General features: G+C 67.8%; 16 protein-coding genes. 5 read left to right on the forward strand and 11 right to left on the reverse strand.

Going from position 1 to position 15,614, the window contains the following annotated elements; genetic code table 11:
* Window positions 1-179 precede the first annotated feature (179 nt).
* On the forward strand, window positions 180-1,121 hold the full coding sequence (locus tag RQI28_RS12460) for an EamA family transporter (RefSeq protein WP_311222219.1): 942 nt from the start codon (window positions 180-182) through the stop codon (window positions 1,119-1,121).
* A 95-nt stretch (window positions 1,122-1,216) separates the two neighbouring features.
* Here the strand turns inward: RQI28_RS12460 and RQI28_RS12465 are convergent, their stop codons facing one another.
* The 4 genes from RQI28_RS12465 to pyrF all read right to left on the reverse strand — a co-directional run bounded on the left by RQI28_RS12465 (window position 1,217) and on the right by pyrF (window position 5,146).
* Window positions 1,217-2,254, reverse strand: a complete 1,038-nt coding sequence (locus tag RQI28_RS12465) for a succinylglutamate desuccinylase/aspartoacylase family protein (protein WP_404976885.1) — start codon at window positions 2,252-2,254, stop codon at window positions 1,217-1,219.
* 3 nt (window positions 2,255-2,257) lie between these two features.
* Entirely contained in the window at window positions 2,258-3,283 is a 1,026-nt protein-coding gene (locus RQI28_RS12470; RefSeq protein ID WP_311222220.1) for a tripartite tricarboxylate transporter substrate-binding protein, read from the reverse strand.
* A gap of 120 nt (window positions 3,284-3,403) precedes the next feature.
* The gene (locus RQI28_RS12475) at window positions 3,404-4,303 is read right to left on the reverse strand and encodes a LysR family transcriptional regulator (protein ID WP_311222221.1); all 900 of its coding nucleotides are present in this window, start codon (window positions 4,301-4,303) and stop codon (window positions 3,404-3,406) included.
* An 18-nt stretch (window positions 4,304-4,321) separates the two neighbouring features.
* Complete coding sequence (gene pyrF, locus RQI28_RS12480; protein WP_311222222.1) at window positions 4,322-5,146, reverse strand: orotidine-5'-phosphate decarboxylase; 825 nt, start codon at window positions 5,144-5,146, stop codon at window positions 4,322-4,324.
* Between the two features lie 147 nt (window positions 5,147-5,293).
* Here pyrF and RQI28_RS12485 point away from each other — a divergent pair, with 147 nt between their 5' ends.
* Window positions 5,294-5,887, forward strand: coding sequence for an exopolysaccharide biosynthesis protein (locus RQI28_RS12485; protein ID WP_311222223.1), 594 nt, complete (start codon window positions 5,294-5,296; stop codon window positions 5,885-5,887).
* A gap of 126 nt (window positions 5,888-6,013) precedes the next feature.
* Here the strand turns inward: RQI28_RS12485 and RQI28_RS12490 are convergent, their stop codons facing one another.
* The 6 genes from RQI28_RS12490 to def all read right to left on the reverse strand — a co-directional run bounded on the left by RQI28_RS12490 (window position 6,014) and on the right by def (window position 10,594).
* Window positions 6,014-7,207, reverse strand: a complete 1,194-nt coding sequence (locus RQI28_RS12490; protein ID WP_311222380.1) for a phosphoglycerate kinase — start codon at window positions 7,205-7,207, stop codon at window positions 6,014-6,016.
* A gap of 111 nt (window positions 7,208-7,318) precedes the next feature.
* Window positions 7,319-7,666, reverse strand: a complete 348-nt coding sequence (locus tag RQI28_RS12495) for an AzlD domain-containing protein (protein WP_311222224.1) — start codon at window positions 7,664-7,666, stop codon at window positions 7,319-7,321.
* Window positions 7,663-8,511: an AzlC family ABC transporter permease gene (locus RQI28_RS12500; protein WP_311222225.1), complete on the reverse strand. Its 849-nt coding sequence runs from the start codon at window positions 8,509-8,511 to the stop codon at window positions 7,663-7,665. The genes RQI28_RS12495 and RQI28_RS12500 overlap by 4 nt, the downstream gene beginning before the upstream one ends.
* Window positions 8,508-9,479, reverse strand: a complete 972-nt coding sequence (fmt, locus tag RQI28_RS12505; protein ID WP_311222226.1) for a methionyl-tRNA formyltransferase — start codon at window positions 9,477-9,479, stop codon at window positions 8,508-8,510. The genes RQI28_RS12500 and fmt overlap by 4 nt, the downstream gene beginning before the upstream one ends.
* 57 nt (window positions 9,480-9,536) lie before the next feature.
* Entirely contained in the window at window positions 9,537-10,085 is a 549-nt protein-coding gene (locus RQI28_RS12510; RefSeq protein WP_311222227.1) for a hypothetical protein, read from the reverse strand.
* On the reverse strand, window positions 10,082-10,594 hold the full coding sequence (def, locus tag RQI28_RS12515; protein WP_311222228.1) for a peptide deformylase: 513 nt from the start codon (window positions 10,592-10,594) through the stop codon (window positions 10,082-10,084). Before def ends, RQI28_RS12510 begins: the two co-directional genes overlap by 4 nt.
* Window positions 10,595-10,803: 209 nt before the next feature.
* On the opposite strand from def, the gene RQI28_RS12520 reads away from it, so the two are divergent.
* Window positions 10,804-12,018, forward strand: a complete 1,215-nt coding sequence (locus RQI28_RS12520) for a LysM domain-containing protein (protein ID WP_311222229.1) — start codon at window positions 10,804-10,806, stop codon at window positions 12,016-12,018.
* A 66-nt stretch (window positions 12,019-12,084) separates the two neighbouring features.
* Entirely contained in the window at window positions 12,085-13,284 is a 1,200-nt protein-coding gene (gene dprA, locus RQI28_RS12525; protein ID WP_311222230.1) for a DNA-processing protein DprA, read from the forward strand.
* Window positions 13,285-13,315: 31 nt separating this feature from the next.
* On the opposite strand, the gene argC is transcribed toward dprA, so the two are convergent.
* The gene (gene argC, locus RQI28_RS12530; protein ID WP_311222231.1) at window positions 13,316-14,248 is read right to left on the reverse strand and encodes an N-acetyl-gamma-glutamyl-phosphate reductase; all 933 of its coding nucleotides are present in this window, start codon (window positions 14,246-14,248) and stop codon (window positions 13,316-13,318) included.
* Between the two features lie 177 nt (window positions 14,249-14,425).
* Here argC and sucC point away from each other — a divergent pair, with 177 nt between their 5' ends.
* Entirely contained in the window at window positions 14,426-15,586 is a 1,161-nt protein-coding gene (sucC, locus tag RQI28_RS12535) for an ADP-forming succinate--CoA ligase subunit beta (RefSeq protein ID WP_010464519.1), read from the forward strand.
* Window positions 15,587-15,614: the final 28 nt, after the last annotated feature.

Consider the following 15,614-nt stretch of genomic DNA (forward strand, 5'->3'; position numbering starts at 1 on the left):
CAGGCCGCACCAATTTGATGCGCATCAAGCCCGGCGTGCATCGCACGCCGGCCGCGTCTGCGGAATAATTCCCCCGGGGGCTGGATGTTCCGGCCTCCCCCACCCACTGTTCTGCACCGCATGTCCTATTCCCGCCCCTGTTGCTTCTGCGTTCGATTCCCGGCCGGCGAGGGGCACCCTTGAGCCGGGCCCCGCCCGCGCCCCTGGGCACGCGCGACCTGGTGGCTGCGCTGCTCGTGGTGACGATCTGGGGCGTGAACTTCGTGGTAATGAAGTGGGGCCTGCGCCACTTCACGCCGTTCCAGCTGGGCGCCGTGCGCTACGTGTGCGCGGCGTTGCCGCTGGTGTTCTTCCTGCGCCCGCCGGCCGTGCACTGGCGCTGGGTGGTGCTGTACGGGCTCTTTCAGGGCGTGGGGCAGTTCGGCATGGTGTTCTTCGCGCTGCGCGTGGGGCTGACGGCGGCGTTGGCCAGCGTGCTGATGCAGACGCAGGTGTTCTTCACCGCGCTCTGGGCGTTCATGCTGCTGCAAGAGCGGCCCGGCCGCCCCCTGATCGTCGGCATGGGGCTGGCGGGCATCGGGCTGGCGTGCTTCGGCCTGCACTTCACCACACCGGGCGCCTTGGGCGGCGACGTCACGCTGCTGGGCGTGGCGCTGGCGCTGTGCGGGGCGTCGTCGTGGGCGGCGTCCAACATCGTGGCGCGCCGCGCACAGCAAGAGTCGCCCGGCTACGACCCGCTGGCGTTTGTCGTCTGGAGCTGCCTGGTGCCGATCGTGCCCTTCATGGGCTTGTCGGCGCTGGCGGACCCTGACGCCGCCCGCTGGCTGCAGCCCGCCACCTGGGCCGCGCTGCCAGCTGCCGCGTGGGGTTCCGCCCTGTTCCTGGGCTGGGTGGCCACCATCGTGGGCTACGGCCTGTGGACCACGTTGCTGACCCGCCACCCGGCCAACCGCGTGGCGCCGTTCAGCCTGGGCGTGCCCGTGGTGGGCCTGGCCGCCGGCACGCTGGTGCTGGGCGAGGTGGTGTCGCCCTGGCAATGGGCCGGGGTGGCCTTCGTGGTGCTGGCGCTGGCCTGTGTGGTGCTGGGGCCGCGCTGGGCGGCGGCGCGCCGGGCCCGCTGAACGGGCTGTGGTTTTGAAGTGTTTTTGGCCTCTAGCGCTTATCCATCAAGCGCTATAAGCTACAAAAACAATAGCAAACTCAGCCCAGGGCAGCGTCAGAGTGGCGAGCGCTGGGCGAAGCGCACCACCGTCACGCCCGCGCGGGCCTGGCGGGTTGAGGGCATGACCAGCACGCAGTCGTCGTAGGGCGTCGCCACCGGCTCGCCGCCGTGGATGGCTTCGCTGGCGTCGGCGGCGTTCCAGCCGATCACCGTGCCAGCCTTCGCGATCACTTCCAGTCCGGTGAAGGGCTCGGTGAAGCGAAAGTGCTCGCTCTTCGCAACCACTGGGCCGGTGACTTCCAGCGCCCATTGCGCGGGGGCGTCGGGCTGGCGCCAGCCGGGCAGCTGGCGCTCGGCCTCAGCGGCGCTCAGGGTGCCGGCGGCGACCAGAAAGCGCACGCATTGGTCTTGCGCCACCACGCGGCTGGCCGGGTCGCCATGAAAGCCGCATTCGATCAGCAGCGAGCGCGAATCGCCGGCTGAGTCATCGGGCAGCCCGAAGCGGCCGTAGTCGCGCATGCGGGTGCCGTCCTTGTGGCCGGCGTCGATCACCACATGCGCGGGCGCGCCCATGGTGCGGGCCAGCGCGCGGTTGCGCGGCGGCATGCCGGTAAGCGACAGCGGCGCGCTGGGCTCGTGCATGGAATGCAGGTCCAGCAGCCAGTCGGCCTGCTGCACGAAGGGGCGCAGCTGGGCGGCCCGGCGGCGTTCCTGCGTGTCGGCCGCGTCGATGCGGTCGTCGCTCCACTGGCGGTTCATGTCCTGGTCGACGAAGCGCGAGGCGTCGTGGTCGGCCGCATCGAACCGGTCGAACGCGGCCAGGTTGCAGAACGCCAGCGTGAGCGAGCCGGCCTGCAGCTTGAGGCCCGCTTCCAGCAAACCCTTGAGCGCCCAGGCGCCGCACAGCTCGTTGCCGTGCACCAGCGCGCTGATCATCACGTGGCGGCCGGGCTGGCCGCTGTCCAGGCGCCAGACGCCTTCGGTGCCGGTGTTGCCGGCGCGCCAGGCAGAGATGTCGGGAGCGGGCAGGGCGAAGACCAGGGGCGCTGCGCCGTGGCGCGCGGTGGGCGTCATCGTTGCGGTCGTCGTCATGCCTTATTCCTCGATCTTGGCGAACTGCACGATCTTCTGGTACTTGGCGATCTCGGCGGCGATGAACTTGTCGGCGTCCACGGTGGGCGATGCCACCACCGATGCGGCGGCTTCCATCTTCTTGCGGAATTCGGGCGACTGCAGCGTGTCGTTAAGCGCCTTCTTGAGCTTGTCGTACACCGGCGCGGGCAGCTTGGCCGGAGCCATCAGCGCGAACCAGATGTTGATGTCCACGTTCTTGAACTGGGGCGATTCGGCCAGCGCCGGAATGTCGGGCGTGATGGCCGAGCGCTTGGCTTCGGTCGTGCCCAGCGCCACCACCTTGCCGCTCTTGATGTGCGGCAGGCCGCTGGAGAGCACGAACACGCCGAATTCCAGGTTGTTGCCCAGCAGGTCGTTGGTGAGCGGGGCCACGCCGCGGTAGGGAATGTGCGTCATGAACAGCTTGCCCTGCTCCTTGACCATCTCGCCCGTCAGGTGCAGCGCCGTGCCCACGCCCGAGCTGCCGTAGCTGTACTTGCCTGGGTTGGCGCTGACCTTCTTCACGAATTCAGCCGCGTTCTTCACCCCCGCGCCGGGCGATGCCACCAGCACCATCGGCTGCGTGCCCACCAGGCCGATGGCGGTGAAGTCCTTGATGTCGTACTTGACCTTCTGCGTCACCAGCTTGTTGATGGCGATCTCGTTGCTGGCGCCCACCAGCAGGGTGTAGCCGTCAGGCTGGGCATTGGCCACCTTCTGCGCACCGATGGCGCCGCCCGCGCCGCCGATGTTCTCGATCACCACGGGCTGGCCCAGGCGGTTGGACAGCTCCGTGCCCACCAGCCGGCCCATCAGGTCGGTGCTGCCGCCGGCCGGGTAGCCCACCACGATGGTGATCGGCTTGGCGGGGTAGGCCGCGCCGGGCTGCTGCGCAAAGGCGGCAGGCGTGGTGGCTGCGGCGGCAGCCAGCAGGGCGGCCGTGCCGGCGGCCAGGGCGTGGCGGCGGGCGGTGAAGGAAGAAGAACGCAGGGTGGCGGTGGGGCGCATGGGAATCTCCGTGTGGGGGGAAGCGATGCCACCGATTGTGCGAAGCCGTGCACTGCAACATGGTGCCGAAACGGCACGCACCGGTGCTGATTGCAGTGGCTTGCCCCTATGAGCGAGCGTTCAGCGCCGCGCCATCTGCGCCCACAGCGCCTCGGCCAGCGGCCCCAGGCGGCGTTTGGGGCGGTACAGGCGCACGTCGAACTTGATTTCCATGCGCTTGTCGCCTGCGGGCGCCAGCCGGTAGGCCTTGCAGTCCGCATGCGCCATCGACCAGGGCAGCCACGACACGCCCAGCCCGCGCAGCACGTATTCGAGGTGCGCATCGGGTGAATCGCATTCCACCAACTGCTGCAGGCGCGGGGCTGCGCGGTGATTGGCCAGGTGGTCTTCCACCAACCGACCCAGCGCCAGCGTGCGGCCGTAGGCGATGTAGGGCACTGCGGGGCCGTCGGCGGCACCGAAGCGAAACGCCGGCGCGCCTGCAGCGTCGGCGCGCGCCAGCGGCACCAGCCGGTCGCTCGCCACGGTCAGGTGCGCGTACTGGCGCGCATCCAGCGGCACCACCAGCGTGGGGTGGTGGTAGATGAGCGAGAAGTCGGCCTCGCCGCGCTGCAGTTCATCGACGGCCGCCGCCAGCGACCGCGTGACCACACGCAGCTCGCCATCGCCCAGCTGCGGGCGCAGGCGCACCAGCAGGTCGGCTACCACGGTGCGCGACAGCGTGCGGCCGGTGGCCAGCGTCACCGTGCGCGCCTGGCGCCCGGCAATCGACTGCAATTCTTCGTGCGACTGCGCCAGGTTGCGCGCCATCTGCCCCGCCGTTTCCACAAACGCCTGGCCGGCGGGCGTGAGCCGCACCGGGCCGCCGCCGCGCTCGATGAGCGGCGTGCCAGCCCATCCCTCCAGCGCGCGAATGCGGCGCCCGAAGGCGGGGTGGGTGACATGCCGCAGCTCGGCCGCGCGGGTGAAGCTGCGCTCTTGCGCCAGCACCAGGAAGTCTTCCAGCCACTTCAGCTGCATGGCTGTGCTTTTGGGGAATTACGGCCGAGCGGCGTTAAGGGATGCGCGCGTGGTTTCGGCAGCCGTGCGTGCCGCAGCGGCAAAGTCGTCGCCCGCCGACGCATACAGCACCGCGCGCGACGAGCTGACGATGATCGGCCCGTCATGGCGCAGCCCGGCGCGCACGGTGGCCGCCGCATCGCCGCCCTGCGCGCCCACGCCAGGAATCAGCAGCGGCAGCGTCGGCGCGAGTGCGCGCACGCGCTCGATTTCGGCCGGGTAGGTGGCGCCCACCACCAGGCCCAACTGGCCGTTCGTGTTCCAGGGGCCTTGCGCCAGGCGGGCGATGTGTTCGTACAGCAGCGGCTGGCCGTCCACGCTGGCCAGGCGCTGGGCCTGCAGGTCGTCGCCGCCCGGGTTGGATGTGCGGCACAGCAGAATCGCGCCCTTGCCGTGGTGGGCCAGGTAAGGCGCGATGGAGTCGAAACCCATGAAGGGCGAGAGCGTCACCGCGTCGGCGCCGTAGCGCTCGAAGGCCTCGCGGGCGTACTGCTCGGCGGTGGAGCCGATGTCGCCGCGCTTGGCGTCCAGAATGACGGGCACGTGCGGCGCAGTAGCGCGCATGTGGCGCATCAGCCGCTCGAGCTGGTCTTCGGCGCCGTGCGCGGCAAAGTAGGCGATCTGCGGCTTGAAGGCGTTCACCAGGTCGGCCGTCGCATCGACGATGGCGGCGCAGAAGTCGTAGATCTTGGTGGAGTCGCCCCGCAGATGGGCCGGAAAGCGCTGCGGTTCCGGGTCCAGCCCGACGCACAGCAGGGAGTCGTTCTGCGCAGTCGCGCCGCGCAGCATGTCAGTGAAAGTCATGGGCGGCGATTCTAGGTGTTGGCCTTCCATTGAGGGGGCTTTGCCACAGACAGCGGGCGGCCGGCCGGCACAATGCGCGCCCATGCCTGCACCCTCCTCATTGCTTCGACTTGTCGTCCGCGCTCGCCGCCTTCTTGGGGCGCCGCCATGCTGAGCCACCTGCTCGCCTCGCTGATCGACGACATCGACGGCGACACCATCACGTTGCGCACGCTGCTCGAGCGCAGCGGGCGAGAGGGCATGTTGCTGGTCTGCGCGCTGGCCACGCTGCCGTTCCTGATCCCGGTGTCGATTCCGGGCGTCTCCACCGTGTTCGGGGCGGCCATCGTGCTGTTGACCGGCGCGCTGTTCTTGAACCGCCTGCCGTGGCTGCCCCAGCGCATCCTGGACCGCCCCATGGACGGCCGCAAGCTGGTGCCGGTGCTGCGCAAGGGCGTAGGCCTGGTGGGCCGCATCGACCGCTGGGTGAAGGCCCGCTGGCTGGGGCTGACGGCCGGCCCGCTGCTGCGCGTGAACTACGCGGCCATGGTGTTCGGAGGCCTGCTGCTGATGGCGCCGCTGGGGCCGATTCCGTTTTCCAACACCGCCCCGGCCGTGGGCATCCTGCTGCTGGCCGTGGGCCTGCTGCAGCGCGACGGCCTTTTCGTGCTGCTGGGCTATCTGGGCCTGGTGGTGAGCGTGGCGTATTTCAGCGTGCTGGGCTATCTGGCCTGGACGGGCGGCACCTACCTGTTCGGTTGAACGTCTTCACCAAAACAAAGAAGCCCGCAGGCGCCAAGCCAGGCGGGCTTCTTTTTTGATAGCAGCCAGCGCTTGTCTGATAAGCGCTAGAGGCCGATTTGGCTTGAATCTGCCTAAAGACGCGGATCAGCCGTTGGCGCGCTTGGCCAGAATCTCGAACGCCGGCAGCGTCTTGCCTTCCAGCACTTCCAGGAACGCGCCGCCGCCGGTGGAGATGTAGCCCACGTCTTTCTCGATGCCGTACTTGGCGATGGCCGCCAGCGTGTCGCCGCCACCCGCAATGCTGAACGCGGACGATTCGGCAATCGCCTGCGCGATGACCTTGGTGCCGTTCTCGAACGCGGCGAACTCGAACACGCCCACCGGGCCGTTCCAGACGATGGTGCCGGCGGCCTTCAACTGCTGTGCCAGCTTGGCGGCCGTTTCCGGGCCGATGTCCAGGATCAGGTCGTCATCGGCCACGTCGGTGGCCGCCTTGACGGTGGCGGGCGCATCGGCAGCGAAGGTCTTGGCGACCACCACGTCGGTCGGAATCGGCACGGCAGCGCCGCGTGCCTTCATCGCCTCGATCACCGCGCGGGCTTCGCCCAGCAGGTCGGGCTCGGCCAGGCTCTTGCCGATGTTCAGGCCGGCGGCCAGCATGAAGGTGTTGGCAATGCCGCCGCCCACGATCAGGCCGTCCACGTTCCTGGCCAGGCTTTGCAGAATGGTCAGCTTGGTGCTGACCTTGCTGCCCGCCACGATGGCGACCAGCGGGCGCTTCGGCTGGGCCAGCGCCTGGGTGATGGCGTCGATCTCGGCCGACAGCAGCGGGCCGGCGCAGGCCACCGGCGCGTATTCGGCGATGCCGTAGGTCGTGCCCTCGGCGCGGTGCGCGGTGCCGAAGGCATCGTTCACGTAGATGTCGCACAGCTGCGCCAGCTTTTTCGCCAGATCGGGGCTGTTCTTCTTCTCGCCTTGATTGACGCGGCAGTTTTCCAGCAGCACGACTTGGCCGGGCTCCACGCTCACGCCGTCCACCCAGTCGGCCACCAGCGGCACGTCGCGGCCCAGCAGTTCTGCCAGGCGCTTTGCGACCGGCGCCAGCGAATCGGCGGGGTTAAGCGTGCCTTCGGTCGGCCGGCCCAGGTGGCTGGTCACCATCACGGCGGCGCCGGAATCGAGCGCCAGTTGGATGCAGGGCACCGAAGCGCGGATGCGCGTGTCTTCGGTGATGCTGCCGTCATCACTCTGGGGCACGTTCAGGTCGGCACGGATGAACACGCGCTGGTTGCGGGCCTTGCCCTGGGCGCAGAGATCGGAAAAGCGAAGGATGTGCATGGGGTCTGAAAAGAGGTGGCCAATCGGGTGGTCGATCACGGCCAGGAAGGGGCAAAAACGGTGCGCCGCATTGTAGGCGGCGAGATTCATGCCCTTGCGCCTTCTTGCGCCTTACCAGCCCCAGCCGATATGCAGCGGCAGGTACACCGCCATGCCCACCACGATGGTGCCCAGAATGCCGCGCTGCCAGAAGTAGTAACCCACGGCGCACAGCACGGCGGGCAGGCGGGCGTCGCGCACGGTGTCGATCAGCTCGCCCTGCGTCATCAGCAGCTCCGGCGCGATCACGGCGGCGAGCGCAGCCAGCGGCGCGTATTTGAGCCCGCGCTTGAGCCAGTCGGGCATGGGCAGCTCGCGCTCTGGAATCATGAAGAAGGCGCGCGAGACGACCGTGATGACCGCCAGGCCCAGGATGGCGAGGGCGGGCACGACCCACGACCAGTCGAAGTTCCCGTTCATGGGTGGCGCTCCTCGCGCAGCGGCACGTCGCCGTCCTCGACCTGCTTGCGGTCTTCGGGCGGCAGCGGGCTGTCGGCCGGCACCAGCAGCACCTTGGGCTTGCGGCGAAGGTGCTTGTCCGCCGCCTCGATCAGCAGGCCGGCCGTCACCGCCGCGGCAATCGCCACCAGAATGTTCAGCTTGAGCGGCAGCGCAAAGGCCGCGATGGCCGCCGTGCCCGCCACGAAGGTGGCCAGCCAGGTGGCCCGGTCGAACAGCATGGACAGCAGCACGCCCAGCAGCGCCAGCACGCCGGCAAAGCCCAGCCCCCACGACAGCGGCACGGCGTTGGCCAGCAGAATGCCCGCTATCGACGGCACCTGCCAGGCCAGCCAGTTGGCCGACGCCGCGCCCCAGAAGTAGGGCACCTGTTCCGGCTTGGGTTCCGGCTGGGGAAAGCGCTTCATGAAGGCGACGAAGATCACGTCGCCGCTGAAGTAGCCCACCGCCAGCCGCTGGCGCAGCGGCAGCGTGTGGAAGTAACTGCGCCACATGCTGCTGAAGATGACGAAGCGCAGGTTGACGCACGACGCCGTCAGCCACACCACCCACAGCGGCGCGCCCACCGCCAGCAGCGGCAGCACGGCCAGCTGCGCGCTGCCGGCATAGACGACCAGCGACATGAAGATCGCCATCGGCACCGACAGCCCCGTCTTGACCATGGCCACGCCGGTGACCAGCCCCCAGGCGCCGATGCCCAGGCAGGTGGCCAGCATGTCGACCACGCCGGAGCGAAAGGCCGGGTCGCGGACGGTGGCGCGCACGGCGGCGGAGCGGCCTGCCGCTGGCGGAGCAGTAGGGCTCATGCCGGCACCTCGCCCAGCACCTGGCCGGGCGCCAGGGGAAAGCCGCGCAGGAAGTCGGCCACCGGCAGGCGCTTGCCGCCGGCGCGCTGCAGCACGGTCAGTCGCAAGGCGCCATCGCCTGTGGCGATGGCAATGCCTGAAGAATCCACCGATAAAATCTCGCCGTAGCGCTTATTGGTTGAGCGCAAGCTGCTATCTATTTCATAGTTCCACAGCTTGACGACTTCGCCGTTGGCGATGGTGTTGGCGCCAGGGAACGGATCGAACGCACGAATGCGGCGGCCGATGACCTCGGCGGGCAGCGACCAGTCGATGGCGCTTTCGACTTTTTCGATCTTGTGCGCGTAGGTCACGCCCTCGGCCGGCTGGGGTGTGGCGGCGAGGCCGCCGCAGGCCGCCAGCTCCAGCGCCTCCACGATCATGCGGCCGCCCAGGTCGGCCAGCCGGTCGTGCAGCGTGGCCGTGGTGTCGGTAGGTGCGATGGCGGTTTTTTCGATCAGCAGCATGTCGCCGGTGTCCAGCCCGGCGTCCATCTGCATGATGGTGACGCCTGTTTCGGCATCGCCCGCCTCGATGGCGCGGTGAATGGGCGCGGCCCCGCGCCAGCGCGGCAGCAGGCTGGCGTGGATGTTGAAGCAACCCTTCGCTGGCAGATCAAGTACCCACTGCGGAAGAATCAACCCATAGGCGGCCACCACCATCGCGTCGGCCCCGACTGCCAGCAGCGCATCGCGCGCGGCGGCGGCGTCTTCGGGGTACTTACCGTCCAGGCGCAGGCTGCGCGGCTGGGCTACGGCGATGCCTTGGTCCAGCGCGCATTGCTTGACGGGCGAGGCCTGCAGTTTCATGCCCCGGCCGGCGGGGCGGTCGGGCTGGGTCAGCACCAGCGGCACGGTGAAGCCCGCGTCCAGCAGGCGTTGCAGGGCGACACGGGCGAAATCCGGCGTACCGGCAAAAACGATCTTCATGGGCTCGGGCGGAAACGGAACCGAAGCCCCGGCGCCGGCAAGGCGCTGGGAACTCGATCAGAACGAACGGTCGTCGTCGGACAGCGGCTCGTCGGTGAACATGACGCGGCGCACCACGCCGGCGGGGTCGATATGCATGTGCGCCAGGCGGCGCAGGTTGATGTCGGCAATGAAGCGGTACGTCCACACGTCGCCGTCGAAGCTGTAGACGCGCTCGACGCGCATGGGCGGGCCAAAGGTGTCGCGCACGTCTGCGGCCGTCCACTGGCCGATCGGAATGCCCGCCAGCCGGCTGAAAGTGAGCACCTGCTCGGTGCGCGCCACGCGCCCGCTGACGTCCAGGTCGACGTGGTAGACGTAAAAGCCCATCGGCTGGGTGCTGTAGACCAGCCGCTCGCCACCGCCCTGCAGCGGCGTCGCGACGAACGGCGCGCCCAGTTGCGCCACCACCGCCGCGCGGGGTGTGCCGGCCGCCAGCGACGTGGGCCCGGTGGCGCAACCAGCCAGCAGCAGCGCCACGGCCAGGGCCGCCAACGGCAGCCACAGCGCGCGCATCAGCGCTGGCCGAGCGACTGGCCGGAGGCTACAGCCTGGGCCGTCGTTCATGGGCGTTGGTCCTCGCGCTGCTGCTTGACCAGCTTGGTCTTGATGCGGTTGCGCTTGAGCGGCGACAGGTATTCGACGAACACCTTGCCCAGCAGGTGGTCCATCTCATGTTGAACGCACACGGCAAGCAGGCCGTCGGCCTCGATCACGCGTTGCTGGCCGTCGCGGCCCAGCGCGCGCACATGCACGGCGGCGGCGCGTTCCACCCCGTCGTAGACGCCGGGCACCGACAGGCAGCCCTCTTCGCCGGTTACCCGCTCGGGGCTGGACCAGACGATCTCAGGGTTGATCAGCACAAGCGGCGTGTCGCGGTCTTCGGACACGTCGATGACGACGATGCGTTCGTGCACATCGATCTGGGTGGCCGCCAGCCCGATGCCTTGCGCGTCGTACATGGTGGCGAGCATGTCGTCCAGCAGGGCGCGCACGCGGTCATCCACCTGCTGAACGGGTTGGGCAACCTTGTGCAGACGTGGATCGGGGTAACGGAGAATGGAAAGAATGGCCATGGCGCAGGGGGAATATGTCGCTATTTTCGCCACTTTCCTGTGGGCTTGCGCAAGCCGGTCGCAATAATCGTTGCCCCTGGATGGGCTTGCGCAGAGAATCTCAAAAGGTTTTGAACGTCGTGGGCACTGTTGCAATCGTTACAGAAGATGACTGGCCCGGCTCTGCCAAACGACATTTGGCTTTCCCAATGCAACACAAGAGGAACAACATGAGGGCACCCATCCGCGCGCGCCGCACCGTGCTGGGCACGCTGGCTTTCCTGAGCGGATGCCTGTCCGTCCTTCCAGCTTGGTCGCAGACAGCCAACTACCCCGTCACGGGCGGGCAGCGCGCCACGGCGCAGCAGGTCGCCTCGCGCGGCGTGCCGCTGGCCGAGCTCTCGCCCAGCGCGCCCGATACCTATGTGGTCAAGCGTGGCGACACGCTGTGGGGCATCTCGGGCCTGTACCTGCAGCGCCCCTGGCGCTGGCCCGAGCTGTGGGGCATGAACCTGCAGGCCATTCCCAACCCGCACCTGATCTACCCCGGCCAGACGCTTTACCTGGAAAAGTCCGACGGCTACGCCCGCCTGAGCACCAGCCGTGGCGGTAGTGGATCGAGCGAAACGGTGCGTGTGTCGCCCCGCACCCGCTACGACAGCCTGGCCGGCACCGCGCTGCCCACGCTGCAGCCGCACCTGATCGAACCCTTCCTGGTCGAGCCGTTGGTGGTGGATGAACTCACGCTGTCGCTGGCGCCGCGCCTGGTGGCCACCACTGAAGAGCGCGTGCTGATGACCACTGGCGACCGCGCCTATGCCCTGGGCCCGGAAGGCAACCCGCTCGTGCTGGCGCCGCAGGTGCCGCGTGAATACCGTGTCTTCCGCAACGCCACGCCGATGAAAGACCCCACCACCGGCGAGATCCTGGGTTATGAATCCCAGTACGTCGGCCGGGCCGAACTGGTGCGCAGCCAGTCGGTCGAATCGACGCCCGACGGCAAGGGCGGCACCACGGTCGACATCGTGCCCGCCACGGTGGACCTGCGCGCCTCGAAGGAAGAAATCCGCGCAGGCGACCGTCTGCTGCCATTGCCGGAGCGCAGCTATGTCAGCTACACCCCGCGTGCGCCGCAGTCGCCGGTCGACGCGCGGGTCGTGTCGCTCTACGGCAGCACCGCCGTGGCCTATGCCGCGCAGAACCAGGTCGTCGCCATCAACAAGGGCACGCGCGACGGCATCGAGGCCGGCCACGTCCTGACCGTGCTCACCCAGGGCCAGCGCATCAAGGACAAGACCGATGAGCGGCGCGGCACCATCCGCCTGCCGAGCGAGGCCAACGGCACCGCCATGGTGTTCCGCACCTTTGACCGCGTCTCGTACGCGCTGCTGCTGCAGGTGCAAGAGGGCGTGCGCGTGGGTGACCGCCTGGTCAACCCGCAGTAAGCCGATTAAGACCATGACACGGCTGCCGCCCGGTTACCGGGCGGCCGTTCTTTCTGCAGGCAAGGCATGGACATCGACGAACTGACCGCTTGGTTGCGGCTGACGCTGAGTACCGGCGTGGGCAACATGGCGGCCAGGCGCCTGTTGGCCACGTTTGGCCTGCCGCAAGCCATCTTTGCGCAGACCGAGCACGCGCTGCAATCGTGCGTGACACCCGCCCAGGCCCGCACGTTGTGCCAGGTGCCTGACGGACTCGACGCGCAGGTGGAGGATACCCGCCAGTGGCTGGCTGGTGCTGCTTCTGCGTCGGTGCCCGGCGAGTTGCCGGCGCCCGCCCGGGGGTTGCTTACGCTGGGCGACCCGGCCTACCCGCGCAATCTGCTGGAAACCGAAGATCCGCCGTTGCTGCTGTACCTGACGGGTGCGCCGCGCTTCGTGTACGGTGAATGCGACCCCTTTCCCGCTGCACGATGCCTGGCTGTCGTCGGCAGCCGCAACCCGACTGCGCAGGGCGCCGACAACGCGCGCCAGTTCGCCCGTGCGCTGAGAGCGTCCGGGCTCTGCATCGTGTCGGGCCTGGCGCTGGGTGTGGACGCTGCTGCGCACGAAGGCGCGCTGTTGGATGCAGGCGATCCCGCATTGCCCGCCACCATCGCCATCGTCGGCACCGGGCTCGACCGGGTCTACCCGCGCCGCAATCTGGAACTGGCCCGCCGCATCGCGCAGCACGGTTTGTTGGTAAGCGAATACCCGCTGGGCACGCCGCCGTTGCCTGGCAACTTTCCGAAGCGCAACCGCATCATTGCGGGGCTGTCGCAGGGCACGCTGGTGGTCGAGGCGGCGCTGGCTTCCGGCTCGTTGATCACGGCGCGCCTCGCCTCCGAACAGGGCCGCGAGGTGTTTGCGATCCCGGGCTCCATCCACGCGCCGCAGTCGCGCGGCTGTCACGCGCTGATCCGCCAGGGCGCCAAGCTGGTCGAGTCAGCGCAGGATGTCTTGGAAGAATTGCGCCTGTCGCCAGCCCATGCGGTGGGCGACGCCACAGAGCCGGACAGCGAAAGCGCCGCACTGCAGGGCGGCGACAGCGCCGGCCCTTACGCCGACTTGCTGGCGGCGCTGGGCTTCGACCCGGTGAGCCTGGATGCCCTGCAGGCGCGCACCGGGCGCGACACGGCCGGGCTACAGGTGGCGCTGCTGGAACTGGAACTGGACGGCAGGGTCGCCCGGCTGCCGGGCGGCTTGTTCCAGCGCATGGGCAGCGCCTGAACAAGCGGCCCCGCCGAACGCGGTAGGCGGATTACAGGCCCAACATCAGCTTCAGGTTTTGCACGGCCGCGCCGCTGGCACCCTTGCCCAGGTTGTCCAGGCGAGCGACCACGACAGCGTGGCGATGCTCGTCGCTGGAGAACACGCGCAGCTCCAGCTGGTTGGTGTCGTTCAGCGCAGTCGGCTCGATCTTGCCGTCTTCGGTGTGCGGCAGCACGCGCACCCATTGGTCGGGCGTGTTGCTGCGCGCATAGTGGGCGGCCAGAGCGTCATGCAGGTCGGCAGCCTTGGGCGCGCCGGGCAGCAGGTCCAGGTGCAGGGGCAACTGCACCAGCATGCCCTGACGGAAATTGCCCACCGAGGGCGTGAAGATCGGCCGACGCGTGAGGCCTGTGTACTTCAAAATCTCGGGAATGTGCTTGTGCGACAGGCCCAGCGCATACAGCTCGTAGGGCGGGGCTTCACCCTTTTCGTAGGCTTCGATCATCGTGCGCCCACCGCCCGAATAGCCGCTGACCGATGGCAGGGCCAGCGGGTAGTCTTTGGGCAATAGGCCGGCATCGATCAAAGGCCTTACCAGCGCAATGGCGCCCGTGGCGTAGCAGCCGGGGTTGGATACACGCAAGGATCCTTTCACTGCGGCGGCCTGGCCGGCCGACAGCTCAGGAAAGCCATAAACCCAGCCAGGCGCCGTGCGGTGCGCGGTGGAGGCGTCAATGATGCGGATGGTGCGACCCGTTTCTGCCGTGATGGCATCGACCAGCGCCACGGTTTCCCGTGCGGCGTCGTCATGCAGGCACAGCACCACCAGATCGACGCCGGCAATGAGGGCGCGCTTGGCGGCCACGTCCTTACGCAGTTCGGGCGCAATGCTCACCAACTCGATCTGCGGCATGGCCTGCAGGCGCTCGCGGATCTCCAGTCCCGTGGTGCCGGCTTCGCCATCGATAAACACTTTAGACATCAATCTGCTCCTGCGAAAAACGCGGCCTGGCCGCTATGGGCAAGTAAGTTATATCCACATGGATGGTGCGTCGCAGCATGATACAGTCGCCGGTTGCCATGTCCCTAGCCCGCGCCAGACATCTCACATCTGATCATGGCAAACGGGTAACCACCATCCTTTCCTGAGAGAGACCTCATGAAGATTCACGAATACCAAGGCAAGGAAATCTTGCGCAATTTTGGTGTGCCCGTTCCGCGCGGCATTCCTGCTTTCACGGTGCAGGAAGCCGTTGAAGCTGCTCAGAAGCTCGGCGGCCCCGTGTGGGTGGTCAAGGCCCAGATCCACGCGGGTGGCCGTGGCAAGGGCGGCGGCGTCAAGGTTGCCAAGACCATTGAAGACGTCAAGCGCATCTCGGGCGAAATCCTGGGCATGCAGCTCAAAACGCACCAGACCGGCCCTGAAGGCCAGAAGGTCCGCCGCCTGTACATCGAAGACGGCGCCGACATCAAGAACGAACTGTATGTTTCCCTGGTCACCGACCGCGGCACGCAGAAGGTCGCCCTGATCGCGTCGAGCGAAGGCGGCATGGATATCGAGGAAGTGGCCCACTCCACCCCCGAGAAGATCATCACCGAGATGATCGATCCCATCGTCGGCATCACCACCGAGCAAAGCAAGAAGGTCGCAGCCGCCATCGGCCTGACCGGTGCTTCCGTCGACCAGGCCGTAGACATCTTCGCCAAGATCTACAAGTGCTACATGGAAACCGACGCGTCGCTGGTGGAAATCAACCCGCTGAACTGCGACTCCAAGGGCAACCTGATGGCCCTGGACGCGAAGTTCAACTTCGACGCCAACGCGCTGTTCCGCCACCCAGAAATCGTGGCCTTCCGCGACCTGGACGAAGAAGACCCGGCTGAAGTGGAAGCTTCCAAGTTCGACCTGGCCTACATCAGCCTGGACGGCAACATCGGCTGCCTGGTGAACGGCGCCGGCCTGGCCATGGCCACCATGGACACCATCAAGCTGTTCGGCGGCGAGCCGGCCAACTTCCTGGACGTGGGCGGCGGTGCCACCCCCGAGAAGGTCACCGAAGCCTTCAAGATCATGCTCAAGAACCCCAAGGTTGAAGGCATTCTGGTCAACATCTTCGGCGGCATCATGAAGTGCGACACCATCGCCACCGGCGTGATCACGGCCTGCAAGGCCGTGAATCTGAACGTGCCGCTGGTCGTGCGCATGAAGGGCACCAACGAAGAGCTGGGCAAGAAGATGCTGGCCGAATCCGGCCTGCCCATCATTGCTGCTGACACCATGGCCGAAGCCGCGACGAAGATCGTTGCTGCCGTTAAGTAATGACCTTGGGGGCAGATCTTTAGCTCTG

Origin of the sequence: Acidovorax sp. WCS2018Noco2-16, assembly GCF_031843945.1 — a bacterium.
Taxonomy (GTDB): domain Bacteria; phylum Pseudomonadota; class Gammaproteobacteria; order Burkholderiales; family Burkholderiaceae_C; genus Paracidovorax.